Source organism: Moorena sp. SIO1F2 (assembly GCF_010672755.1).
Classification (GTDB): domain Bacteria; phylum Cyanobacteriota; class Cyanobacteriia; order Cyanobacteriales; family Coleofasciculaceae; genus Moorena.
In genome coordinates this window covers 1-23,918 of the sequence record NZ_JAAHFV010000062.1, presented here as the reverse complement: position 1 = coordinate 23,918, position 23,918 = coordinate 1, and the positions used below count along the sequence as shown (strand labels likewise).

Below are 23,918 nucleotides of genomic sequence, written 5' to 3'. Positions count from 1 at the left end.
TTATCTATCTTGTTAAGCTTGTTAAGAATATAGATATTAGCTCATACAATGATCTACCAGCGCCTTCAACGCAGTAAATTGGATGAGAGCGATGATGCTCTGTTCTATTCATTTCCACGGTTTGTGACTCATGTCGATGAGGGCTTTATCGATCAGCTGGTAAACCTCTACCGGGAGCGACTACAACCCAACACCCGCATCCTCGATCTTATGAGTAGTTGGGTTTCTCACTTACCAGAAGACATGGAGTTTGCTCATGTTGAGGGGCATGGGATGAATGGCGAAGAATTGGTCAAAAATCCTAGACTTAATCACTACTTTATCCAAGACTTGAATCAAAATCAGCAATTGCCATTGCCTGACCAAGACTTTGATGCTGTCCTGATTGCTGTTTCAGTTCAGTATCTTCAGTACCCCGAAAAAGTTTTTGCTGAGATTCATCGCGTCTTAAAACCAGGGGGAATAGCAATTGTTAGCTTTTCTAACCGAATGTTTTTTCAAAAGGCGATTCAGTCTTGGCGAGATGGTAGCGAGCAAAGTCGAGTGGAGTTAGTGAAAACCTATTACCAGTCTATTCCTGGATTTAGTTCGCCTGAGGTTGTGGCTCGACCCTCCCCGCTTCCTACTTTTCTGCTACAGCTTGGGATCACTGGAGGCGATCCATTCTATGCAGTACTGGCTAATCGAACTAATTGAGCCTTTTTATGAAGGGTTTTGTTGAGGGTAATTTTTAATAGTCAAGAGTCAAAAGTCAACAAAAAAGCAATAGTCAAGAGTCAACAAAACAGCAATTAACTAACTTAATAACTAATGACTAATTATTCATCAATTTGCCAGACATCTTGACTCAAGGCTTCATCCAGAATTTTTTTCGGTCGTAATACTAGGATGAGGCGTCCCAAAAAACTAATATCAGGAGAATCTGGAAACCACTTAATCTCCAACTGTCCTGATTCTTCAACCAAAAAGTAGCTGTCCCCATCCCACTGCTGCTGTGAGCGGTCAATAATAAGCAAAATCTCTTCAGGTTTGTTATTCTGTTGAATAGGCAGCTGATTACTGTTACACAAAATCACTACTGGATCTTGTGCCTTTAAAACTACCTGCCAGCCGGGTATTGCGACGAACGTCTGCTCTCGAAGCCCTTTAACTATACTGAAAGCACCGGTATAGTCAGTTTTAGGAACCTGGTTGAGATCAGCTATTGTCAGGGGTAAGGATCCCACTACGGGAAGCAAGCGGGGTAAATCTTCTTCAGCTTCGAGGCGGTATATGGGTAATCTGGGGGCTGGACGCTGAGTGCTACCAAAGATTCCTGTGAGTAATTCTTCGATTTGTTGCCGGGCTTGTTGAGTATGAGCAAACATCAAGCCTCGAGCAATCAAACGAGAACGTTCTTGCAAATCATTGTGTTGTTTGGCAAGTTTCCAATACTGATAGGCAACAGCATCACCAGGATGATTGGTGAATCCCTCCGGTGGACGGCTTCTGCGGGAAAAGGTCTTGATTGCTTTGGCAACTTCATGGGCTCCTTCGGAGTTCAAGTTTCTAGCAACGAGAAATTCAGCAGCAGCAGCTCGTTCCTCTTGGGTGAGAATCCGCAACTCGTACAGGGAATCGCTACCGCTAGTCTCAAAACGCGATCGCACTTCATCGGACACCCCCACTGTAATCAAACTTGTGTAAACCTGAGATGCCACCATCACTTGATTCTGTTGAATTGGCTCAAACCCAGTTTCTTCAAAAATTACCTGAGAACTGTAGCCAGCTTTTTGTAGCTGCTGACAGGCTTTACCCCACTCCACCCAGTTGCGTTCTTTGCGCCGCAGTAAGTTTAATAAATCTTCAGCATTTATCTGTTCTGAATTGGTTTGAGGGTGACTTTCAGGAGAGCCTGGTGGTACTTCAGTCATGGTTTAAACAAAAAGAAAACGAACCGTGCCATCAACGGCAATGTGTATTATATCCCGTTAGGGTTTAGTGTGGGAGGATGTCACTTTTGGAAAAAGCCTACAATAGATATTGGGCATGAAATCAATTCTTGAAGTATAAAAGATGAAGATAGTAAGTGTAAAGGCAGCAAGGATAAAGGTGAGGGATGGTGCATCTTTAAATTAATCCTCAAACCTACTAATTGTTAAGGAACCGCAGCCATATATAGCGGTTTTTATAGTAATGAGGTAGACAGGATTTTTTCCCTATTCGCTGTTCCCTATTCCCTATTCCCTATTCGCTGTTCCCTATTCCCTATTCCCTATTCCCTATTCCCTACTCCCCCAAGGGCGGGGTACCTCACCTATTTAATAAATGCTATAACTAGTGTACACTTCTGACTTTATCCATCATACTTTAAACTTGCAGATTACCTGCTTTTTAAGTTCTACACAACTCGATTTTTGTTTTGGATCTGTTTAACTTTTTCTTGTTGTTTGTTCCTCCTATAGCTGGGGGAATTATTGGCTATTTCACCAATGATTTAGCCATCAAAATGTTGTTCCGTCCCTACAGACCAATTTACATCGGTAAGCGTCAGCTACCTTTTACACCAGGTTTAATTCCCCGCAACCAGGAACGGCTGGCTAAGCGAGTGGCTGACACTATTATGGGGTCTCTGCTGACGCCAACAGAGTTACAGCGTCTGGCAAAGCGTCTGCTGCATACTGAACGTGTGGAAGCAGCGATCTTGTGGCTATTAAACTTAGCGCTAGATCAAGTCCGGTCGGATAAGCAACAGAAAACAGCTCATATTCTTGCTGGGATTCTCCGAGACTTGATCGGGGAATCGTTGCCACGTATGCTCAAAGTCTTAGCTCGTCGTAAGGATTTCCTAGAAGCCCAACTTAACCATGTTTTTGACCAGATTTTATTGGAGTTTAAACTGGATCAAGAACAAGCTCGGAAGCTTTCTGAGTGGATCTTAAAAGTAGTACTACCCCCAGATATTTTGCGACAGGCAGTTATTGATTTCCTAACTGACCGCAACATTCAAATCATTGATGAAGACTTTCGGGAAAAGTCCAGTGGGACATACTGGGTGGTGGCAAATTTATTTGGTCTGCGCAATGCTTTGATCCGCCTGCGAAGCTTTTGCCTTGACGAGAAAGAAGCGACTAATGCTCGCATCGAAGAGTTAATTGTGGCTCTAGGAACTCGCGATCGCTTGCGGGAATGGTTGCAAAATGTCTCATTGCAAAATCTGCCTTTGTCAACAGTGAGAAAGCTACGCAAAACTATGCGGGATTCGGTGCGTGCTTATATTCAAGAGGGGGGTGCTGGATTTATACAAGGATTAAATCAATCTATTGACTGGGAAAAGGTGTCTGTGTTAATTGTTAATCGGCTCCGAGAGTCAGCAATTATGACTACATCCTTGGCAATGATTAGCAAGGAACTCGCCTTGGTTATAGAGCGCTACCTGGAGGAGGATTTGGAAAAAATTATGACTGAAGTGATTCCGATTTTATCTATTGATGAGGTGATTGTTGAACGGGTAAACGCTACTTCTCCAAAAGATATGGAAATCACGATTCAGACTTTAGTGAAAAGTGAATTACAAGCTATTGTGAATTTAGGGGGTATTTTAGGAGTGATGGTGGGACTATTTCAAACAGTCTTGCTGCTGTTGACAGGAGGAATTTAATCAGGAATTTAATCAGGATGCTCTCTAGGATTTATCCTGAGCCTGATTCTAGGCAACGGGAGGTTTATCCCATATGCTAAGACCGACGGCTAATGATGGATAAAAGTTTACGAGAACGGGGCCCTCGGTATCTTTCGTATAGTAAAAAGTTTGGTATCATCGTTCTGAGCCAATAAAGTAAATTTAATAACCAACGATGATTAACTTGAATTTTGCCATTGAGCAGATACACTGGTAATTCCACTAATTTAGCTAATCTGGTAAAACTTTCCTGGTCTTTTTCCTCAAAACTTTTTTCTATCAAATACTTAATACTTTTCTGGCATAAGCTAACTAATTTTTTGTGATTTGTCAAGACAATTTCAAAATACTTAATGTAAGAATCCCGCATCAGTGAGCTATTATCGGTGAGATTGAAGCGGTGTTTTCTATAATAGGCTCCGATGATTGGAGTATGGATAAATCTGACGTTCCGTTGCAGAAGTTCTAATACCCATTCTCGATCCTCACAGGCTTTCAGGCGAGTATCAAAATTCCTCTGGTCTAAGAGTTTTTTCTTGAACAGCATCGATTGCTGTAACAAGGGAAAAGGAGAGTCTGCCAGAAAATCTGGACAGATTAGTAGTCGTTGGATTAGCTGTTCTTTGGTGAGAGAACCAACAGGATTAGGCTTGGTTTCAATAATGTTTTCGTTTTGATCAACATAGACCCGTTCATAGTCTGAGTAAAATACTATATTATCACCATTATCACCAGTTACCTCTAAACAGCTCAATTGGAATCTGATCTTATCTTCATGAATCCAATCATCAGCATCTAAGAATTGAATCCATTCTCCAGTGGCTTTATCAGCGCCAAAATTACGAGCAGATGATATACCTCCATTGTCTTTATAAAAGTACTGTATCTGTGGGTGGTAGTGGACTAACTGATCAGCAACTTTGCGGGTATTATCGGTAGAGCCATCATCTACAATAATGCATTCAATCTGGTAAAATGTTTGCGCTAGTACACTCTTTACTGATTGTTCGAGGTACTGGGCTTTATTAAAGGTGGTGATAACTACTGAGACAGATGTATTCATGAAATAAATTCTTTATACCATAGATGGAAATCTAGTAATGACCAAAGTTTGCTGGCATTATCCGGTTGGTAGTCTTGGATTAAGTTATAAACGTTTGCTTCTATAAACGTCTGGTCGGGAAATACTGGTTTCAGGTAATGATTTGATCGACTGACATACATCCTCCCAGAGGTAATCTCTGAGCTAAGAGCTAAAAGGCGATCGCCAGCCGTACTTTTTACGCTTTGTCTTGATGCAGTCGCTCATTGGGGAAACCCTCAAGACCGCGCTGCATCGCTTGCACGACTTTTAGAAGAAGATCTCAGAAAGTAGACCTCAGCAACCGCTTGTCTTGCGACCAAGCTACTTTCCTGGCAAAAGGCTATAGCCATAGCATACTCGACGAACTGGTAATTTTAAAAGGGGGTAGGGGGTTTTAAGGCTGGTTTAATACTGGTCTTATGGGGTATTATGCACTCTGATGGGATTTTGTTCAGCTATGGTCAATTTCAAATCCATGTAGAGCAGCGCATCTTGGTTGGTGATGGGTGCATCTGATGTTTGTCAAAACATCATCGATAAAGAATCCCAGGAAGTATGAACAGATAATTAGCAGTATTTTTTGGTTAGTGAGATTAAGATTTGGGGCACTAATACACCCAATATAATGGCGTTATAATAATTGATTGCGTTTTTTGTAGAACTAAAAAATGAGTATAACCCTCTTAAAAAAAAAGGCTGATTTATTAACATCAATTAGCTCAAGTACCTATTTTTAGCTAGAAACTGACTGGTAATTGAAATTGGCGATCGCGTTTTTAGAGCTAGTTGCACAGAGGTATTGAGTATTTTCCGCAGAGCTCTATTGAAATTTCCCATGGAGCCACTTGTGCAAAAGCCGGTCTACCCTCTGACCATCTCCCCATCTGACCATCCCCCCATCAGCCCCCATTCACAATTTAAATGGGTGACAGCTTACTCCCTCATTTGAGTCACTTATCCTTACTTTCCCTTATTAAGGGACAAGTCTATTAATGTCCGATAGTCAAGGAAAAAGTTAACGTTGAGGAAGTTGAGGGCGAATTCAACAATCGGTAATGTTAACTTTCTTTGTGATCTAACTAGCTCTAGGATCCAAATCAATGGTATATTAGCTAAATTTGGAATCATAATTAGGTAGTCATCACTAACCCCTCGATGAGCCCCTTATCTGGAGAGACAAAACCCGCAAAAGCCCTAGTAGGCGGACGCTACAAAATTATCAACCAACTGGGAGCTGGTGGGTTTGGTCGAACTTTCCTGGCACAAGATATACATTTGCCAAATCAACCCCAATGTGTGGTTAAACATCTTTTGCCCCAAACCGAACAGACGGCAACGCTGCAAATGGCAAGACGCCTTTTCGATAGAGAAGCTCGATTTCTCTACCAGCTAGGTAATCATGACCAGATCCCCCGCCTACTGGCGCATTTTGAGGAAGATCAGCAGTTTTATCTGGTTCAGGAATTGATTGAAGGACAACCTTTGAATCGAGAACTTGTCAAGGGTCATCCGTGTTCACAAGAGCGAGTGATTGCTTTATTAATAGATATTCTACAGGTATTGGCCTTTGTCCATCAACAACAGATTATCCACCGGGATATTAAGCCCTCTAACCTGATCCGCCGCCAAGGGGACGACAAAATCGTGCTGATTGACTTTGGTGCTGTTAAGCAAGTCAGTAGCCAAAACATTAATCCTGAAACTGGGGAAACTCATTTAACGGTTTCTATAGGCACCCAGGGCTATATGCCCCATGAGCAATTGGCAGGAAGGCCCCGCTTTAGCAGTGATATCTATGCTGTCGGGATGGTTGGTATCCAGGCATTAACTGGGGTTCATCCCAAAAACTTGAAGGAAAATCCCACAACTAGTGAAATTGATTGGCAACACTACGCAAAGCAGGTTAGCCCAGAGTTGGCCCATATTCTTGACATTATGGTGCGCTATGATTTCCGTGACCGCTATCAGACAGCAGCTGAGGCTCTAGAGGTACTGGCTAGTTTACCAAGACAGCAACTGTTGTCATTAGCTGAGGAAGAAATCCCTACTCAGGAAATTACCGGTGAAAGCCAGTCTGGGATGGAACTCCCAATTCCCGACATTAGGAAGCTAGCAAACACTACAGTCCCCTCGTCAATGATCACCAGGAGTCAAAGTAGAACTACGCCTCAACTTGACATCACCGAACATTCGAGAGGTTCAGCAACTAACCGGACAACACTATCTATTCCGCAACGATTGGTGAAGTTGGGCTTAATTACTGTATCGATAACTATCTTGGGGGTGGGCTTGGTGCTGTTGAAAACTTTTCTATCTGCCCAAGCAACTGGTGAAAATACTGACTATAAGGCTGACTATATCACTGAATATAAGACTGACTATAGTACTGAGGCTAAGGTCACAGCGGAGCAACTTTTAGACGAAGCTGACCAATTGCGGAAATCTCGACAGTACCAGGAAGCTCTAAAACTATACGACCAAGCGATCGCTAAAAAAGCAGATTTTGCGGAAGCCTATTGGGGCAGATGCTACAGTCTGAATAAACTCCAACAGCCGGAGATGGCAGTTGTTGCTTGTAATGATGCCTTATATTTCAAACCTAACTACCCAGAAGCTGTGTGGAGCCTTGGTCAAGCCCTTGACCAACAGCAACGGTCTGTAGAAGCCCTCAGACTCTATAACCAAGCCCTTACCCTTAAGCCAGATTTAACGGAAGCTTGGCTTTCACAGGGAATAACCCTCCAAAAGTTGGGTCGTTCTGTTGAGGCGATTACGGCTTTGGAGAAAGCGATCGCACTTCAACGAGATTTGGCAGAGGCTTGGATGATTAAGGGGGAAGCTCAGATAACACTAGGACGCTTTAATCAGGCAATCACTTCTTTAAATAAGGCACTCCAGATTGAACCTAACCACCGGAATGCCCTGAAGCTACGTCAGCAGGCACGGAAGAAACTGAAACGCTAAATTCAGTAGTTCCAAAACTCGACTCTCGGACCATCTGCATCTGTAGTCCTACTTTGACGAATTGGTATTACTTTACCGAGTTGCCTACACTATAGATATTTTCTCTTATTTCCCAACAGGTCTAAGGTCGGTCTCATTAAGAATTAACCATTAACAATAACAATTACTAAAAATTACACAATAATTAACAATTAATAATTCACCTTAACAATTAACCAGTAACGATGAAAATGACCAATCACAGCAGGACTTGTTAAGTAATGTTACGGACTTTTGTTAAGGTGTATTGCAACTTGACCCCAAATATTAGGGAAGGTTCAGATCACAGGAAAGTCCATGATAGGATTCATTCCGTAGCTTAAAAAACCATGGGAGAAAACATGCCAGCACTAAGGGTTGCAGTAGTTGGTTCGGGACCAGCAGGCTCTTCTGCTGCCGAGACGTTAGCTAAAGCAGGAATCGAAACCTATTTGTTTGAGCGTAAGCTGGACAATGCTAAGCCCTGTGGTGGTGCGATTCCACTATGTATGGTGAGTGAGTTTGACCTGCCACCAGAAATTATTGACCGGCAAGTGAGAAACATGAAGATGATCTCACCATCTGATATTGAAGTTGATATCCATATAGAAAAGCAAAACGAATATATTGGAATGTGCCGTCGCGAGGTGCTTGATGGGTTCATGCGCAATCGTGCGGCTGAGTTGGGGGCTAACTTAATTAATGGCACCGTTTATAAACTCGATATTCCCACCAGTAACTCTCAACCCTATACCATCTATTATTCTGACCATTCTGATGGCAGTGTCAAGGGAACCCACAAAACCTTGAAAGTAGATGTGGTAATTGGAGCTGATGGGGCAAATTCCCGGGTTGCCAAAGCAATTGATGCTGGGGATTACAATTATGCGATCGCGTTCCAAGAGCGAATCAGTCTGCCAGATAACATGATGAATTACTACCAAGACCTGGCAGAAATGTATGTGGGTAATGATGTCTCTCCTGATTTCTACGCCTGGGTCTTCCCTAAATACGACCACGTTGCTGTTGGTACCGGCACTATGAGGGTCAACCAAGCCCTGATCAAAAAGCTACAAGCAGGGATTCGTGCCCGTGCGGCTAAGAAACTTGTGGGTGGGAAAATTATCAAAGTGGAAGCCCATCCGATTCCTGAGCATCCGAGACCTAGACGTGTAGTTGGTCGGGTAGCTTTGGTAGGTGATGCTGCTGGAACAGTCACTAAATCCTCTGGCGAAGGCATTTACTTTGCGGCTAAATCAGCTCGCATGTGTGCTGAAACCATTGTGGAAACCTCTAACAGCGGTAGCCGTATCCCCACAGAGAATGACCTCAAGCTTTACCTTAAGCGCTGGGATAAGAAATACGGCATGACCTACAAAGTCCTAGATATTCTACAACGAGTTTTCTATAACTCCGATGCTAGCCGGGAAGCCTTTGTAGAGATGTGCGCTGACAAGGATGTGCAGCGGCTGACCTTCGATAGCTATCTCTACAAAACCGTTGTACCTGCTAATCCTCTTATCCAAATGAAGATTACAGCGAAGACAATTGGTAGCTTGTTGCGGGGCAATGCCTTGGCTCCCTAGAAGTTGATTAATTTTTGATGAGATGTAGCCAACTGACTAACGGCGATAAAGCTTACCCCCGCCTTAAGGGCGGGGGCTTTCCCCTCTAGCTTCAGAAAATAGATTTGTAGTAGCTCTGACATCACCAAGTTCATCCTAGGCAGTCGCCGAATTCACTTCTAGGGTCTTTTCTGTATTAGGTAACTCTAAGCAATAACCTGCTCCATAAACCGTTTTGATGTACTTAGGATGGCGGGGATCAGGTTCTAGCTTGGTTCTCAGGTGACGAATATGCACTCGAATTGTTTCGATATCATCGTCAGGGTCATACCCCCAAACCTCTTTAAGGATTTCGCTGGGAGAAACAGTTTGACCATGCCGCTGCAGTAAACAGTGCAGTAGTTCAAACTCCAGATGGGTCAGTTTCACGGTTTTATCAAACCAAATCGCCTCAAACCTTTCTGGAACCAGGGTCAAAGGACCATAGTTCAGGATTTCTGTATGCTTAGCAGCTTGGGGAATTCGGTCTGTGCGCCGTAGTAATGCTCGCACTCGCGCCAGCATTTCTTCGAGTTCAAAGGGTTTGGTGAGATAATCATCGGCACCAGCATTAAAGCCTTCTACCTTATCTTGGGTTTGACCTAGGGCAGTCAACATCAATACTGGAATATCGGAAGTGCGTTCATCCCGACGTAATCGTTGGCAGACGGTGAAACCATCTACCTTGGGTAGCATCAAGTCTAGCATAATCAGGTCTGGCTGCAGTTGCAGAGCTAGAGCCTGACCCTTGATGCCATCCATTGCTTGACTAACATCGTAGCCAGCCATCTCCAAATTGATGGTGACTAATTCTGAAATTGCGGGGTCGTCATCGATGACCAGTATCCGGGGCATCACTAAGGAGTTGTTGCTAAGGTGTATCCGTTAACGTTCGATAAGAACTATTTTAGAATAGTAACAATACTTATACGATTATAAAGGCAGACTTTACGTTTGTTGTAAACAAAAGCTAAGAAATTTTAAGATTTACTAATTTTCCGAGAAACTACCTGGATCTGAGTGCTAGAGTCATGAGTCCTGACTAGAAAGGATAAATTCCTGGTGCTTGCACTGTTGAAACTTGGCTATACTCTCCTAGTCAGGAGGGTTGAGGACTCAGCCCTCATAACTGTTTAGCTTGGGAACTAGTAGGGTAGCACTCAAGGTACCACCCTAGGGAAACTTAGGTCTGTTCAGGACTAATCAGTTTCACGTTTTTGGCTAAACCCAGCTGTTGTAGGAACTGAATCGTCATCCAAGTCAGGTCAATTTCCCACCATTTCATCCCATGCCTTGCAGAATACTGATAGGCATGGTGATTGTTGTGCCAGCCTTCGCCATAGGTTAGTAGGGCTACCCACCAGCAGTTTTTTGAGCAATCATTAGACTCATAGGTGCGATAACCAAATTTGTGAGTAGCACTGTTGACAAACCAGGTACAGTGAAACACCAGTACTAGCCGCACAAAAATCCCCCACACTACAAATGGCCAACCACCGATGGCATAGAGCAACAGTCCTAGAACCACTTGAACAAGCACAAAATACTTGTCCAAAAACTGATAAACCCGATCTCCAGAAATATCTTTAGTGAATTTAGAAATTTGCTCATCAGCAGGAATTTTATGCAACATCCAAGCCATGTGACTCCACCAAAAGCCTTGATGGGAGTCATGAGGATCCGGTTGGGTGTCAGAGTGCAAATGATGGATGCGATGTAGTCCTACCCAATGGATCACTCCTCCTTGACAGGAAATGGTACCACAGAAAACTAGGAAGTATTCTAACCACTTGGGTGTCTGAAAACTGCGGTGGGTCACTAAGCGATGCCATCCCAGAGTTACCCCCAAGCCCCCTGTCACCCAGTGGAAAAAGATCATTAAGCCTACTGCTGTCCAGTTAAAGTTGCTCGGAAGTAAGGCAAACAGCGCTGTTAGGTGAATAAAGGCCATATAGGTAATAACGACCCAATCTAAACGATGATTATCTGAAGTAGCAATTGTCATGCAGTAAGTCTAATAGGATACAAATTGTAATAACCCGCTCTCTTTGATCTAAAATTTCGAGGCGCGAATTTTGGGAATGAACAGCTCTCAAAGGCTGCAAGCAGCAGAAAAAGCACTATTTCCGATCTTTTATGGTATTGACACCGCCGTCAAGCAAAATCTCAAAAAGGTACTGAATTCTTTTCGAGCACATCGTGTAGGAGTGCATCACTTTGCTAGTGTTTCAGGCTATGGACATGATGATTTAGGACGTAAAACTCTCGATCAGGTATTTGCTGATGTCATGGGAGCTGAATCTGCGGCTGTTCGCGTACAATTTGTATCCGGAACCCATGCGATCGCATCTTGCCTGTTTGGGGTATTGCGTCCTTCGGATGAAATGCTAGCGATTGCCGGTGCCCCTTACGATACCTTGGAAGAGGTGATTGGTTTACGAGGTGATGGTCAAGGTTCCCTACTAGAATTTGGGATTCGTTACCGCCAGTTGTCCCTAACTAGTGAGGGAAGTTTAGATTGGTCAGCCTTGGCAACAGCGGTAGGAGAGAATACCCGCCTGGTTTTCATTCAGCGTTCCTGTGGGTATTCTTGGCGAAAGAGTCTTTCAATATCAGAAATCGAAAAAATTGTCAAGCTTGTCAAACAACAAAATCCTGATACTATCTGTTTTGTCGATAACTGTTACGGGGAATTTGTAGAAGAGCGAGAACCAACAGCAGTAGGAGCAGATTTGATGGCGGGTTCCTTGATTAAAAATCCTGGGGGAACGATTGCTACTGCTGGAGGCTATGTCGCTGGAAAAGCTGACTTAGTTGAAGCGGCGACCTGTCGTCTGACTGCTCCAGGGATTGGTAGTTCAGGTGGGGCGACTTTCGATCAGAATCGATTGCTGTTTCAAGGATTATTCCTAGCTCCCCAAATGGTTGGTGAAGCCCTCAAAGGGAGTCATTTAATCGCTCATACTCTTTCAGAACTGGGTTATCCTGTCAATCCCCCACCGATGGTACCCCGTCGGGATGTGATTCAAGCAGTTGAGTTGGGTTCACCGGAAAAATTAATCGCTTTCTGTCGAGGGATACAACGGCATTCCCCGATAGGTTCCTACCTCGACCCTGTGCCAGCAGCAATGCCGGGTTATGAGAGTCAGTTAGTGATGGCTGGGGGGACTTTTATTGATGGCAGTACGTCGGAATTTTCTGCAGATGGTCCTTTAAAGGAGCCTTATATTGTGTTTTGTCAGGGCGGAACCCATTGGACTCATATTGCGATCGCATTAGAAGCTGCCATTGAAGCAATCGGAATAGCTGATAGCTGATAGCTGTTGGCGTAGCCTGCACGTAGCGCATATGATTCTTGTCGCTAGTCTTATCCATAGTTAAATTACTATAGCACTATCGTTCTAAATCCTTGATCACTTTCTCCCAATACCACTTTTCTGGCATTCCTGGGTATTTTCCTTTAGCCAAGTCAAGTAGGCGTGTTGCGATATCCGATTGTCCTCCTACCAGTCTCAGTAATCTTTGTTGCAACTCCCTACTAGGTTTAGTATTTGATGGTGCTTGTGATTCTTGATTGCTCGACCCCTCGGTCAGTTGTAATGGCTGTAGCTGTTTGAGTTTATCGAGTAGTTTCCGATAATTAGTCCAGTCTTGTTGATCGAAATACAGGTTTGCCGCTTGTTGATAATCTTCAAATGCTCCCCGTAGATCCTCAAACTTTTCACGAGCGGTTGCCCGATAACGATATGATTGAGCATCATTGGGTTTAAGAGTAATAACTCGGGAATAATCTTCGATGGCTTGCCGATAGTCTCCCATCTGGATATAGGCATTACCCCGATGAATCAAGACATCCCGATTTTCCGGATTGCTTTGTAGTAACTTGGTCAAGTCATCAATAGCTCCCCGGTAATCTCCCAGTTCAATGCGGACTAATCCTCGATGGTAACGGACCTGAGCATCTTGGGGATTTAGTTCCATAGCTTGACCAAGGTCTTGAATTGCTCTGCTGTAATTACGAAGTTTGCAGTGAACAATACCTCGATAGCAATAGGCTTGAGCATTTTTTGGGTCAACCTCAAGCAGCCAGTTGAAATCCTCCAAGGCTTCTCGGTATTTGCCTGTGTTAACTTTATTTATTGCTTGATGACAGAAATCTTTAGTCTGTGATCGACCTAAAGCTAGTATTTGCTGTTGTTGAATTTGATTGATACTCTCAAGACAACGACGACAATTTAATTTATCTTTTTGGTCTAGGTAGAGCTGAGCTGCTTGTTTAAATGATGCGATCGCAGCCTGATTATCTCCTAACTTACGGTAGGCACTACCTTGAAGCTTACAAGCAGCAGGCTGGTTAGGATTAATTTTAAGTATTTGATTGGCATCTTCTATTGCTCCAGTGGCATCTCCCAGTGCCAATCGAGCCAAACCTCGCCCGAAATAAACTTCAATACTTTCAGAATTGATTTGTAAAGCCTTAGTATAATCAGCGATCGCCCCTTGTTTATCCCCTAAGTCAAAGCGAGCCATAGCTCGTTTATAGTAGGCTTCGGCGAAGTTCGGATTAATCTCTAAGGCTTTGTCAAATTCCTCAATTGCTTCGTTCAAGTCTCCTTGACGAATTTTATCTATTCCTCGGTAGTAAAACTCTGCTTCCATTGCTTCTGACTCTGAATCAACTACCATTCCTACTTTAGTTGGTTTATTATTGTTTTTTTTGTAATGTTGATGAGTAAAATTTGAGAAAATTCATGAGTTTCCCGGATGTGAGTAAAGTTTCCAACTTTCCCTATCTTCTCCATCTTGCTTCTCATTGGGGATCTGGAACTGTCCACCAAGCCAAAGCATAAGCTTGAGACGGCTGATTAACCTGTTGTTGATACTGAACCCGAATTTTGTAGCGACCCTGAGCAGGGACTTGGCAGAAAATATGTTCCACAGCATCCGCTTCACTGATAGAAGCACAGACACTTTTGGTAATGTCCTCTTCTCCCACTGGCATTAAATAGAGGTCAAGATTATTCAAACCGCGATCGCGAAAACTCTCCCCAAAATCATAAGCATCATTATTATTCTCATCCTCTAACTCCACCAAACGGTCCCAAGCCAGAGTCAAGGAGATAAAACTTCCTTCTGCTAGGGGTTTTGTCAACACATAGTCCCGATAAGATGATTTCTCCACAGCACGGTAATCCCAACCCACTGGTGGCACTCCAATGCCACTGGGACTCCATTGGCCTAGTTTAAATTGCTGGTAAGCTCGAAACCCATTTAGATGTCCTGTCCCCATCTGCATATCCAGAGGAATTTTAGGGTCTTGGTAAGCATCAGACTCTAACCAGTGGTGATTATCCTTTGCGCGAATCGTCCGACTCATCCCTAGTAGCATCCCATCACCGAGATCTTGGATTTTGTCAGCAGAATTAAGCAACACTGCCTTCATCACTTCATGGCGTCGGGAATCTGTACTCCAATTCATCCACAAGCGATGCAGCCCGGTATTGGGGGTTTCCGCCCTGAGGGACTGCATCAAGAATAGTTTTTGTTGTCTTGAGCGCAGCTTGCGCAAAGCGGAATCACCAAATTCCTGTAGCAATGCTACAGCACCAGTGATATGGGGAGCAGCAAAACTGGTACCACTGACCTGAGTCACTTTACCTTTGAGGTCATACAACGATATCTTGTTGCCAGGAGCTACCAAATTAATCGAGCGGCGGGAACCAACATTAATTTCTTGCCGAATCAGACGACGACCAATGCCAACTGGTAAAGCACTCAAGTTAGCAAAGTCTACCTTATTAAAAACTCCCTGACGCTTGGCTGTGTATGCTGCATTGATACCATTAAAATTATCTGTTGGGATCGGAATGCCCCCTTTCCCTTGGTTGCCAGCAATCACATACAAGACATCATGCACCCTAGCTGACCAATCGATACATAGAGTTAACAGCGCATTGCCATCCAGCACCGCTTCCTCCCTCGGGTCCCGCTGTAGGGATTCACCAAAACTAAAATTAATTGCCCGCACATCTGAGCCATTTTGCTGAGCAATATGCTGAGCCGCCAGGCACTCTTCTGGTTGTCCACTCCTAGACAGGGAGCCAACTGCTGAAGCGTAGAGTTTTGCATCAGGTGCTACTCCCCGCAAGGCTTTGTCTCGACTAACCATCACAGCTGCTACCATAGCCGCATGTTCATCAACATGGGTATTAGGTTTTGCGGGGGTGTTGCGATAAAATACTCCGGCAGGAGTTACTGTCCGATTCTTGATAGCGGCCTTATCCTTACCAAATAATCCAGGTCTACCAATTTCTACTTGCCCAATGGCAATTTTGCGACCGGTTAAATTATAGGGAGGTTGGTGTAACCGATAGACATTAATACCAGCTTCTGAGATTGATGTATCTAATCCCAAGGCTGGCGCGATTACCCCTGAGATACTTATACCACCCAATAGCCATACCAGTGTTTTTTGGATCGGAGTTTTCATAATTGTTTACACAGAGCGCGTTGATTGATGTCCCACTACTTAGCAATTTCCCAGACACTTCGCTAGATCTAGCTATAGCGTTTCTCATATTTGTGAGGTAAACAGGATTTTCTCCCTGTTCCCTCTTTTCCCCTCCTGGGAGGGGTTAGGGCGTGTTTTCAAAGTTTTCCGCAAGATTTGGATCCCCCCCAGCCCCCCTTAAAAAAGGGGGGAGCCATAGTCAAAGTCCCCCTTTTTTAAGGGAAACGGGGGATCTCCGAGGCAAGAAGACACACCCTAGGGGTGGGTTCCTGTTCCCTACTCCCTACTCCCTACTCCCTACTCCCTACTCCCTACTCCCTACTCCCTACTGCCGCGCACCCCCAAGGGAGGGGTACCTCACCCAATTGAGAATCCCTATAAAGTATTAAGCTGTGTTTAGATCGATGCAGTTCACTCCCATGAAACTACAACGGACAACTCTGATTTTAGTCATTTCTGCCATCCTCCTGGGGGGAGGTGTATATATTTATGAAATTCAGGGTTCTCAAAAGCGAGAAGCTGCTAAAACCCCTAAAAAACCTATATTTAATTTCACTCAAGACGAGATTCAATCGTTTACTGTTAATAGTGATGACAAGACGTTAGTATTTGAGCGAGCCAGTGAGCCAGAATCGGGTTGGCGGATGAAAAAGCCCAAAGAGGCGACAGCTAGTGATGCGGTTGTTTCCTTTTTGTTGAACTTGCTGGCTCAGGGGAAAAGCGATCGCATTCTGACGGTTAGCCCTGACCAACTTCCAGAGTATGGATTGGACAAGCCCTCAGCAACTATAACAGTGAAACTGAAAAATCAGGACAGTCCGAGGCTGATCTTAGGCAACTTGGACTTTACTCGCAGTTTCCTATATGCTCAAGTCTTACCACTGGATTCCAAATCTGAGCAGTCGGAGGTGCTGTTAGTACCAGTGGACTTTCAGTATGCGGTCTCACGCCCCCTCTCAGAATGGCTGGTTAATCAGGACAAGGCTGAAGAAGACAAGCCATCTGCTGCTGAAAAAACTGACTAGTACCAAATCCACAGAAGTTAGGTTCTCCGTAGTTTTGATAACAGCTTTGACAGTCAACCGAGGGGTCGCTAGAGTGAAAGTTATCTATACACACGAGCAGCTAATCACGGCCTTAATGTATGTCGAAGGCGCAAGTACAATTCACTTATGGTAAAAGAACAATCCTATTGGGGATGCCAACAGAGCCTGATCTCCCCAGACAAAGAGCTTTTAGCCATCCTTAAATACATCTGCACTGAGTCCAATAAAATCTACAATTGCGCTGTCTATTACGCTAGGCAGATCTGGTTCAAGACCAAGCGAATTGTGGGTAGAGCTGAAGTTTGTGCCCAGATGAAACATAATCGGCACTTTACGGCAATGTATGTGAGTGCATCACAGCAAGTCTGTAACGGTGTAGCTGAGTCATTTCGGTCATTTCAAAAACTCAATAAGTTGTTCTGGACTGGATTTCTTGACCAGCGACCTAAACCACCGAGTTACCGTAAGGCTGGACTATTCACTGTTTCATATCCCAAGCGATGGTTGAAATTAGTTGGCGAAAAGATACGCTTACCACTTGGTAGGCAGGTAAAGACATGGTTTGGGTTAGCTGAATTTTTCATTGATATGCCGTCTAACCTAGACTGGGCATCTATCAAAGAGGTTCGTATCCTTCCCAGGAATGGGGCATTCTATGCCGAATTCGTCTATAAGATGGAGCCTCAAAAGATTGACGTAAACCTAACCAAAGCGCTGGGCGTTGACCATGGGATCGATAACTGGCTAACATGCGTCGATACCTTGGGGAATAGCTTCATCGTTGATGGGAAGCACATCAAAAGTATGAACCAGTGGTATAACAAGCGCGTGGCAACCCTTAAAGAGGGGCACAATGAAACCTACTGGACAAAGCTACTCGCTACCATCACAGAGAAGCGTAACCGACAGATGAGAGAAGGCATCAACAAAGCCGCTCGAATAGTCATCAATCACTGTTTGGAGCATAGGATCGGGACTATCGTCTTCGGGTGGAACGAGGGACAAAAAATCGGTGCCAACATGGGTCGCAAGACTAACCAGAAGTTTGTACAGATTCCCACCGCACGGCTCAAAAAACGCATCGCCCAGTTATGCGACCTGTACGGCATTGAGTTTATTGAGACTGAGGAAAGCTATACAAGCAAAGCATCAGCCCTAGACAATGATGATATTCCCGTATTCGGTGAAAAACCCGATAGTTGGAAACCATCGGGGAAAAGGTTGAAGCGTGGCTTATATCGCACAGCTCAAAACTGGTATGTGAATGCCGATTGTAATGGAGCCATGAACATTATCAGGAAAGTAGCGGGAACCATGGGCATTGACCTGATGGAACTCAGTAGGGGCGCTTTGACTACGCCTGTGAGATTACGATTATGGAATTCTCACGAATCCCCGCGTATGCGCGACCGGGGAGTGTCAAATTTTGTGCTGTTCTATTGATAAAGTTAGTTCTAGCAAATGCTAGCCGCAACATCAAATTGATTATTCTCCTAAAAGGATCTTAAACACTATGGATATCCTTCTTAGCATACTCGCCCCAATTGTTTTAGTAGCTTTTGGATACAGCGTCGGTACGACAAAAGTTGTCCAAGAGGGAAATGAAGCTCTAGTAGAACGCTTTGGTAAGTATCGTAAAAAACTAGAGCCTGGTCTTAACTTCAATGTAGTTCCATTTATAGACAAGATTGCCGTAGAAGATAGTACCCGTGAGCAGATTTTAGACATTGAACCCCAGCAGGCAATCACCAAAGATAACGTGCAGGTAGAAGTCGATGCCATCGTGTATTGGCAAATTTTAGATATGTACAAAGCTTATTATGCTGTAGACAATGTTCATGAGGCAATTGAAAATTTAGTTATGACTACCCTGCGTTCTACCATTGGTCAGTTGGAACTAGACGAGACTTATGCCTCTCGAGACAGAATCAATCAGACCTTACTACAACAACTAGATGATGCCTCTGCTGATTGGGGCGTCAAGGTCATGCGGGTTGAGGTGCAAGAGATTAAACCACCCCAGACCATTATCGATGCCCTAGAGAAGGAGCGAGCTGCTAAGAGTGAGAAACAAGCCAAAATTTTACAGGCTGAAGGTACAGTGGAGTCGATCCAAATGATCTCCAAAGCTCTTGAAGAGGAAGCTAATACTCAGAAAGTCCTACAGTTCTTGATCGCTCAACGCTATGTAGAAGCCAATGAAAAATTAGGTGAAAGCAGCAATTCTAAAGTCGTCTTTATGGATCCAAAAGCACTGAGCGAAGCTATGACTGATTTGCTTCAAACTGAATCTGTGGGTCATAGTAATTAGGGCATTGAAACTCTCGGGAAAAGCCCATCAAAGCATATGCGCTATGCCCATTAGCTGATACGCGACACGCTGATAGCTGATAGCTGACGGCTGAATCATTACACACGCCAAATCGCATCAGCAACACGGCAGACATCGAGGAGCTCGCTAACATCGTGTACCCGCAGGATGTCTGCTGAACCGGCAATGGCACTGCAACAAGCCGCAGCAGTTCCCCAAATTCGACCATTGGGGTCTGGTTGATTGATGATGCGTCCAATAAAGCTTTTGCGAGATACTCCTACTAACATCGGTACACCAAGGGCATCAAACCTAGGGAGTTGCCGCAGAATCTCTACACTTTGCTCAGCGGTTTTGGCAAAACCAATGCCTGGGTCAATAATAATATGCGATCGCTTAATTCCTTCTGCGATTGCGGCATTGACCTGCTCCTCCAGGAAGCTATAGATTTCCCCAATTAAGTCTTTATAGTCAGTTAGTTTTTGCATGGAAACGGGGGTGCCTCGGATATGCATTAACACAATGGGTACCCCCAACTGGGCTACGACTGGCAACATGTCTGGGTCAAATGTGCCACCGGAAATATCATTGACCATATCCGCACCAGCTTCTACCGCAGCCTTGGCCACAGATGCTCTAGTGGTATCTACAGAAATCGGTATCTTCACCACTGAACGCATTGCCTTTACCACAGGCACAACTCGTTTCAGTTCCTCCCCTAGGGAAATTTGCTCGGCACCAGGTCGAGTCGATTGACCACCAATATCGATAATATCAGCACCAGCATCTACTAGAGCCTGAGCTTGCCTTAAGGCAGCTTCTGGGGTATAATATACTCCGCCATCACTAAAACTATCGGGGGTAACGTTCAAGATACCCATGATATAGGTTCGTTTGCCCCAGTGGAAAGAATAGTTCTGGATGGTTAATTTTTCTTTATCCATCACTATATAGATCATGGCTAATTGCGAATTGAAAATTGCCCATTGCAATTAACCAATTAACTAACTAACAATTAACAATTAACAATTAACAATTAGCCAATGACTAATTACAACTACTGATAATTGACAATCCTGGCAAAGCTCGCAGGTTCCAAGCTTCCTCCGCCCACCAGTACTCCATCAATTTCTGATTGAGCCATAATTTCATCAATATTATTGGGTTTGACGGAGCCACCATATTGAATTGGGACATTAGCTTCCTTGAGTAAGGAGCGAATCAATCCAATGATTCGATTCGCTTCTGATGCATCACAAGTGTCTCCAGTACCAATTGCCCAGATCGGTTCGTAAGCAATCACTAAATTTTGCTGGTCAACGTTGACTAGGTCTTTTTCCAACTGCTTGGTAATAATTTCTTCTGTTTCACCAGCATCCCGTTGTGCTTTAGTTTCCCCAACACACAGAATCGGAATCAAACTGTGACGCTGAGCAGCGTGAAGGCGTTTATTAACGGTTTCGTCAGTTTCGCCGAAGTATTGACGCCGTTCACTATGACCAACAATGACATAGTGCACACCAATTTCCTTGAGCATTGCACCAGCAATTTCACCCGTGTAGGCTCCAGCATTTTCCCAGTGAATATTCTGAGCCCCGATCTGTACAGGAGTATTTTGTACATGCTCAGACATCACACCCAAGTCGGTGAAGGGAGCACACAGAACAACCTCCCGTTCTATGGGAGTTTGCTCCAGCTCAGGCAAAAATCCCTTTAAAAACTCAGCGGTTTCCGCTTGAGTTTTGTTCATTTTCCAATTACCAGCTATAACAATTTTGCGCACAGCTTAACTAAATCATCTCTAAACCATAATGCATTCTTTAGTTTAAAGCTTTTACTTACGCCAATATCAGAAATGTTAGACTTTTGCTGTTCACTGAGCTGATCAGACGATACTCCTAGGGTAAGTTCAGGGAAGCATCATAAGAGTAAGGTCAATTTATTCCCCCAACTCCCCAGACGCTTCTTACATCTGTTCTCTACAGTCTTGAGAAGCTTCCCTGCTCCTGACGCTTCACCATCATCTAGCTAGCCTAGCTAGGTTATAACGCTGCTGCTTCCCGTGCTGCCGCAGCTTCGTCGGGATGAATGTTCAAACGGGTTAAATTAAGACGACCCTTGTTGTCAATTTCCCGTATTTTGACAACTACCTCATCTCCTACCGCTAACTCATCTTCCACTTTGCCAACTCGATAGTCAGCTAGTTGGGAAATGTGAATCATACCTTCTTTGCCAGGAAGTATTTCCACAAAGGCACCAATGGGAATAATCCGGGTGACACGACCAACATAGACATCCCCTTCATGCAGCTTGCGGGTTAAGCCTTGGATGATATTGATCGCTTTTGTGGCTCTGTCCCCATCCATAGCAGATACGGTAACTGTACCGTCATCTTCAATATCGATTTTTGCCCCAGTTTGCTCGGTAATTCCTTTAATTGTCTTACCCCCTGGACCAATCACGGTACCAATGAACTCTGGATCAATCCTCATGGTTAAGAGGCGAGGAGCAAAGGGTGACATGTCTGTGGAGGGTGTGTCAATCACCGCCAGCATCTTTTCTAGGATATGCAGTCTGGCAGGTTTGGCTTGCTCAATGGCCTGGGCTACCGTATCCATGGACAGACCAGTTATTTTCATGTCCATTTGCAAAGCCGTGATGCCAGTATCGGTACCAGCGACTTTGAAGTCCATGTCACCCAAAAAGTCTTCAATACCTTGAATATCGGTGAGAATGCGGACTTCCTCTCCTTCTTTGATCAAACCCATGGCTGCACCACTAACGGGTTTGGTAATGGGTACACCTGAATCCATCAAGGCCAGAGTTGAACCACAAACTGAGCCCATGGAGGTGGAACCATTGGAGGAGAGCACTTCCGATACCACTCGGATCACATAGGGAAACTCGTGTTGAGGGGGCAACACTGGCACTAATGCTCGTTCAGCTAAGGCTCCGTGACCAATTTCACGCCGTCCGGGCGATCGCAATGGCTTGACTTCCCCTACAGAAAAGGGTGGGAAATTGTAGTGGTGCAGATAGCGCTTCTCATCTTCTGGGTTAAGGTCATCTAGAGTTTGGGCATCTCCAGGTGTTCCCAAGGTAACTGTGGATAGGACTTGGGTTAGTCCTCGGTTGAACAAAGCGCTACCATGAACTCGCTGAGGTAATAGACTGATTTGACAAGAGACAGGACGCACTTGGTCTAGCTTGCGACCATCTACGCGCACTCCCTCTTCCACAATCTGAGTACGCATCAGTTTTTTGGTGAGGCTTTTGAACAGCTTATCGACTAATGCGCTATTTTCCGTAACCGCTACACGGATTGGGTCATCTTCTGTGAGTTGGGCAATTTCTGCTTTGACAGCACTGTCCTTAACCTCATCTAAGGCAACATCCCGACGGTTTTTGTCCAGGTCAAATTGGGAAAGGACAGCTTTAATTTTGTCAGTGGCGCGATCGCGGATAAATTCTTCTAGATTCGAGTCTACGGCTGGAGGTTCGCCAATCACTATGTCAATTCCCAACTCCTCAAGCAGGTCTTGCTGGGCTTTGATCAAGTCTTGTACCGCTTCGTAGCCGAAGTCGATGGCTTCGATTATATCTTGTTCGGGTAATTGATTGGCACCGGCTTCCACCATAATTACCCCTTGTGGGGAACCAGCCACGACTAAGTCCAAGTCGCCGTTTTCGATTTCTTTGTAGGTGGGATTAATCATAAAATCATCCCCGAGTAACCCTACCCGTACCGCTGCCATTGGTCCATAGAAGGGAATGCTGCCCTGCAAGACAGCAATTGATGCACCAGTAACTGCCAAAACATCTGGCGGTACTTGTTCATCCATAGACAGGGTAGTTGCTACAATCTGTATATCATCTCGTAGCCAACTGGGAAATAACGGACGCAAGGGACGGTCAATTAGACGGCTAGTTAGGATTACTTTTTCTGGAGGACGGCCTTCCCTTCTTAGGAAACCACCTGGAATCCGACCTGCTGCGTAGAGTCTTTCTTCGTAGTCAACTACCAAGGGCAGAAAATCGACCCCTTCTCGACCAGGGGCACGAGTTGCTGTCACTAAAACTGCTGTATCCCCCGACTGTATCATTACTGAACCACCAGATTGAGGGGCAAGTAGACCTACTTTGAGTCTAATATCCCGTCCATCAAAGGATATTGACTTGTCTATCTCTACCATTTCGGTACTTTTTCCTTCTTTGTTTGATCACTGTTCTCGTTCTGTCGCAATCGTAGCATTTATCACTCGGGGGGGGTGTTAAGTAGGGAGTAGGGAGTAGGGAGTGGGGAGTAGGGAGTGGGGAGTAGGGAGTAGGGAACAGCGGATCTGGGAACAGGGAGCTGCGGAGGAATGAAAAAATTTCTATGCACCTGATTAGACTAGGAAACGCTATACTTTTTGATGGTGTTTGGCTAAGGGATCAACTCCTTGACGCCTAGGGCGTGTCTTCAAACTCGGAGATCCCCCTAAATCCCCCTTAAAAAAGGGGGACTTTGAGAATGGCTCCCCCCTTATTAAGGGGGGCTGGGGGGGATCATAATCTTGCGGAAAACTTTGAAAACACGCCCTAGGGTTGCTTGGTTTTTCACAGCGGCCAATTTTATTCTGGAGTCACATCAGCGGTTTTTAAGACTTTCAATCCTACTGAATACTATCACTAATAGACATATATTTTACTTAAATTTTAACAATTTTTTTCAGTACA

Annotated in this window: 19 protein-coding genes; 8 read left to right on the top strand and 11 right to left on the bottom strand. The window is 44.5% G+C overall.

The features are described from left to right. The first annotated feature begins 48 nt into the window (after nucleotides 1-48). Nucleotides 49-696, top strand: a complete 648-nt coding sequence (locus F6J94_RS10800) for a class I SAM-dependent methyltransferase (protein WP_293039739.1) — start codon at nucleotides 49-51, stop codon at nucleotides 694-696. Between the two features lie 122 nt (nucleotides 697-818). On the opposite strand, the gene F6J94_RS10795 is transcribed toward F6J94_RS10800, so the two are convergent. Next, nucleotides 819-1,913: a RuBisCO accumulation factor 1 gene (locus F6J94_RS10795; protein ID WP_293021110.1), complete on the bottom strand. Its 1,095-nt coding sequence runs from the start codon at nucleotides 1,911-1,913 to the stop codon at nucleotides 819-821. Between the two features lie 488 nt (nucleotides 1,914-2,401). Here F6J94_RS10795 and F6J94_RS10790 point away from each other — a divergent pair, with 488 nt between their 5' ends. Beyond that, entirely contained in the window at nucleotides 2,402-3,640 is a 1,239-nt protein-coding gene (locus F6J94_RS10790; RefSeq protein ID WP_293039736.1) for a DUF445 family protein, read from the top strand. A gap of 76 nt (nucleotides 3,641-3,716) precedes the next feature. Here the strand turns inward: F6J94_RS10790 and F6J94_RS10785 are convergent, their stop codons facing one another. Together F6J94_RS10785 and F6J94_RS10780 are read right to left on the bottom strand one after the other, a co-directional pair. Next, entirely contained in the window at nucleotides 3,717-4,724 is a 1,008-nt protein-coding gene (locus F6J94_RS10785; protein WP_293039733.1) for a glycosyltransferase, read from the bottom strand. Next, nucleotides 4,721-4,885, bottom strand: coding sequence for a hypothetical protein (locus F6J94_RS10780; protein ID WP_158069714.1), 165 nt, complete (start codon nucleotides 4,883-4,885; stop codon nucleotides 4,721-4,723). The genes F6J94_RS10785 and F6J94_RS10780 overlap by 4 nt, the downstream gene beginning before the upstream one ends. Before the next feature lie 1,015 nt (nucleotides 4,886-5,900). Between F6J94_RS10780 and F6J94_RS10775 the strand changes: the two genes are divergently transcribed. Together F6J94_RS10775 and chlP are read left to right on the top strand one after the other, a co-directional pair. Then, nucleotides 5,901-7,709, top strand: a complete 1,809-nt coding sequence (locus F6J94_RS10775; RefSeq protein WP_075902086.1) for a tetratricopeptide repeat protein — start codon at nucleotides 5,901-5,903, stop codon at nucleotides 7,707-7,709. Between the two features lie 380 nt (nucleotides 7,710-8,089). Further along, nucleotides 8,090-9,313 (top strand): geranylgeranyl reductase, encoded by a 1,224-nt coding sequence (gene chlP / locus F6J94_RS10770; protein ID WP_075906354.1) that lies wholly within the window; start codon nucleotides 8,090-8,092, stop codon nucleotides 9,311-9,313. A 135-nt stretch (nucleotides 9,314-9,448) separates the two neighbouring features. Here the strand turns inward: chlP and F6J94_RS10765 are convergent, their stop codons facing one another. Both F6J94_RS10765 and F6J94_RS10760 read right to left on the bottom strand, forming a co-directional pair. Continuing rightward, complete coding sequence (locus F6J94_RS10765; protein ID WP_070394338.1) at nucleotides 9,449-10,186, bottom strand: response regulator transcription factor; 738 nt, start codon at nucleotides 10,184-10,186, stop codon at nucleotides 9,449-9,451. A 328-nt stretch (nucleotides 10,187-10,514) separates the two neighbouring features. Continuing rightward, nucleotides 10,515-11,336, bottom strand: coding sequence for a fatty acid desaturase (locus tag F6J94_RS10760; protein ID WP_293021119.1), 822 nt, complete (start codon nucleotides 11,334-11,336; stop codon nucleotides 10,515-10,517). A gap of 76 nt (nucleotides 11,337-11,412) precedes the next feature. Between F6J94_RS10760 and F6J94_RS10755 the strand changes: the two genes are divergently transcribed. Beyond that, nucleotides 11,413-12,648: a methionine gamma-lyase family protein gene (locus F6J94_RS10755; protein ID WP_075902090.1), complete on the top strand. Its 1,236-nt coding sequence runs from the start codon at nucleotides 11,413-11,415 to the stop codon at nucleotides 12,646-12,648. A 76-nt stretch (nucleotides 12,649-12,724) separates the two neighbouring features. Here the strand turns inward: F6J94_RS10755 and F6J94_RS10750 are convergent, their stop codons facing one another. Beyond that, nucleotides 12,725-14,017 (bottom strand): tetratricopeptide repeat protein, encoded by a 1,293-nt coding sequence (locus F6J94_RS10750; RefSeq protein WP_229415412.1) that lies wholly within the window; start codon nucleotides 14,015-14,017, stop codon nucleotides 12,725-12,727. A 124-nt stretch (nucleotides 14,018-14,141) separates the two neighbouring features. Continuing rightward, nucleotides 14,142-15,821 carry a S8 family serine peptidase gene (locus F6J94_RS10745; RefSeq protein ID WP_075902092.1) on the bottom strand — a complete coding sequence of 560 codons (1,680 nt, stop codon included), beginning with the start codon at nucleotides 15,819-15,821 and terminating at the stop codon, nucleotides 14,142-14,144. Between the two features lie 413 nt (nucleotides 15,822-16,234). On the opposite strand from F6J94_RS10745, the gene F6J94_RS10740 reads away from it, so the two are divergent. From F6J94_RS10740 to F6J94_RS10730, 3 genes are all read left to right on the top strand, one after another. Beyond that, nucleotides 16,235-16,867 carry a DUF4340 domain-containing protein gene (locus tag F6J94_RS10740; RefSeq protein ID WP_293039727.1) on the top strand — a complete coding sequence of 211 codons (633 nt, stop codon included), beginning with the start codon at nucleotides 16,235-16,237 and terminating at the stop codon, nucleotides 16,865-16,867. Between the two features lie 147 nt (nucleotides 16,868-17,014). Then, entirely contained in the window at nucleotides 17,015-18,331 is a 1,317-nt protein-coding gene (locus tag F6J94_RS10735; RefSeq protein WP_293039724.1) for a transposase, read from the top strand. A 70-nt stretch (nucleotides 18,332-18,401) separates the two neighbouring features. Beyond that, nucleotides 18,402-19,199 carry a stomatin-like protein gene (locus F6J94_RS10730; RefSeq protein ID WP_293039721.1) on the top strand — a complete coding sequence of 266 codons (798 nt, stop codon included), beginning with the start codon at nucleotides 18,402-18,404 and terminating at the stop codon, nucleotides 19,197-19,199. Nucleotides 19,200-19,297: 98 nt separating this feature from the next. Here the strand turns inward: F6J94_RS10730 and folP are convergent, their stop codons facing one another. The 4 genes from folP to F6J94_RS10710 all read right to left on the bottom strand — a co-directional run bounded on the left by folP (nucleotide 19,298) and on the right by F6J94_RS10710 (nucleotide 23,583). Further along, nucleotides 19,298-20,158 (bottom strand): dihydropteroate synthase, encoded by an 861-nt coding sequence (gene folP / locus F6J94_RS10725; protein WP_293039718.1) that lies wholly within the window; start codon nucleotides 20,156-20,158, stop codon nucleotides 19,298-19,300. A gap of 98 nt (nucleotides 20,159-20,256) precedes the next feature. Continuing rightward, nucleotides 20,257-20,982 carry a triose-phosphate isomerase gene (tpiA, locus tag F6J94_RS10720; protein WP_293039715.1) on the bottom strand — a complete coding sequence of 242 codons (726 nt, stop codon included), beginning with the start codon at nucleotides 20,980-20,982 and terminating at the stop codon, nucleotides 20,257-20,259. A 259-nt stretch (nucleotides 20,983-21,241) separates the two neighbouring features. Then, a complete protein-coding gene (locus F6J94_RS10715) occupies nucleotides 21,242-23,392 on the bottom strand; it encodes a polyribonucleotide nucleotidyltransferase (RefSeq protein WP_293039712.1) in 2,151 nt (716 codons plus the stop codon). A 62-nt stretch (nucleotides 23,393-23,454) separates the two neighbouring features. Then, nucleotides 23,455-23,583 (bottom strand): hypothetical protein, encoded by a 129-nt coding sequence (locus F6J94_RS10710; protein WP_293039709.1) that lies wholly within the window; start codon nucleotides 23,581-23,583, stop codon nucleotides 23,455-23,457. Between the last annotated feature and the right edge of the window lie 335 nt (nucleotides 23,584-23,918).

Excerpts from the sequence above, each read along its gene's own strand:
- F6J94_RS10715 (WP_293039712.1), bottom strand. The coding sequence starts at position 23,392 with ATGGTAGAGATAGACAAGTCAATATCCTTTGATGGACGGGATATTAGA.
- F6J94_RS10730 (WP_293039721.1), top strand. The coding sequence starts at position 18,402 with ATGGATATCCTTCTTAGCATACTCGCCCCAATTGTTTTAGTAGCTTTT.
- folP (WP_293039718.1), bottom strand. The coding sequence starts at position 20,158 with ATGATCTATATAGTGATGGATAAAGAAAAATTAACCATCCAGAACTAT.
- F6J94_RS10800 (WP_293039739.1), top strand. The coding sequence starts at position 49 with ATGATCTACCAGCGCCTTCAACGCAGTAAATTGGATGAGAGCGATGAT.
- F6J94_RS10765 (WP_070394338.1), bottom strand. The coding sequence starts at position 10,186 with ATGCCCCGGATACTGGTCATCGATGACGACCCCGCAATTTCAGAATTA.
- F6J94_RS10785 (WP_293039733.1), bottom strand. The coding sequence starts at position 4,724 with ATGAATACATCTGTCTCAGTAGTTATCACCACCTTTAATAAAGCCCAG.
- F6J94_RS10760 (WP_293021119.1), bottom strand. The coding sequence starts at position 11,336 with ATGACAATTGCTACTTCAGATAATCATCGTTTAGATTGGGTCGTTATT.
- F6J94_RS10745 (WP_075902092.1), bottom strand. The coding sequence starts at position 15,821 with ATGAAAACTCCGATCCAAAAAACACTGGTATGGCTATTGGGTGGTATA.
- chlP (WP_075906354.1), top strand. The coding sequence starts at position 8,090 with ATGCCAGCACTAAGGGTTGCAGTAGTTGGTTCGGGACCAGCAGGCTCT.
- F6J94_RS10750 (WP_229415412.1), bottom strand. The coding sequence starts at position 14,017 with ATGGTAGTTGATTCAGAGTCAGAAGCAATGGAAGCAGAGTTTTACTAC.
- F6J94_RS10775 (WP_075902086.1), top strand. The coding sequence starts at position 5,901 with ATGAGCCCCTTATCTGGAGAGACAAAACCCGCAAAAGCCCTAGTAGGC.
- F6J94_RS10795 (WP_293021110.1), bottom strand. The coding sequence starts at position 1,913 with ATGACTGAAGTACCACCAGGCTCTCCTGAAAGTCACCCTCAAACCAAT.
- F6J94_RS10780 (WP_158069714.1), bottom strand. The coding sequence starts at position 4,885 with ATGTATGTCAGTCGATCAAATCATTACCTGAAACCAGTATTTCCCGAC.
- F6J94_RS10755 (WP_075902090.1), top strand. The coding sequence starts at position 11,413 with ATGAACAGCTCTCAAAGGCTGCAAGCAGCAGAAAAAGCACTATTTCCG.
- F6J94_RS10735 (WP_293039724.1), top strand. The coding sequence starts at position 17,015 with ATGGTAAAAGAACAATCCTATTGGGGATGCCAACAGAGCCTGATCTCC.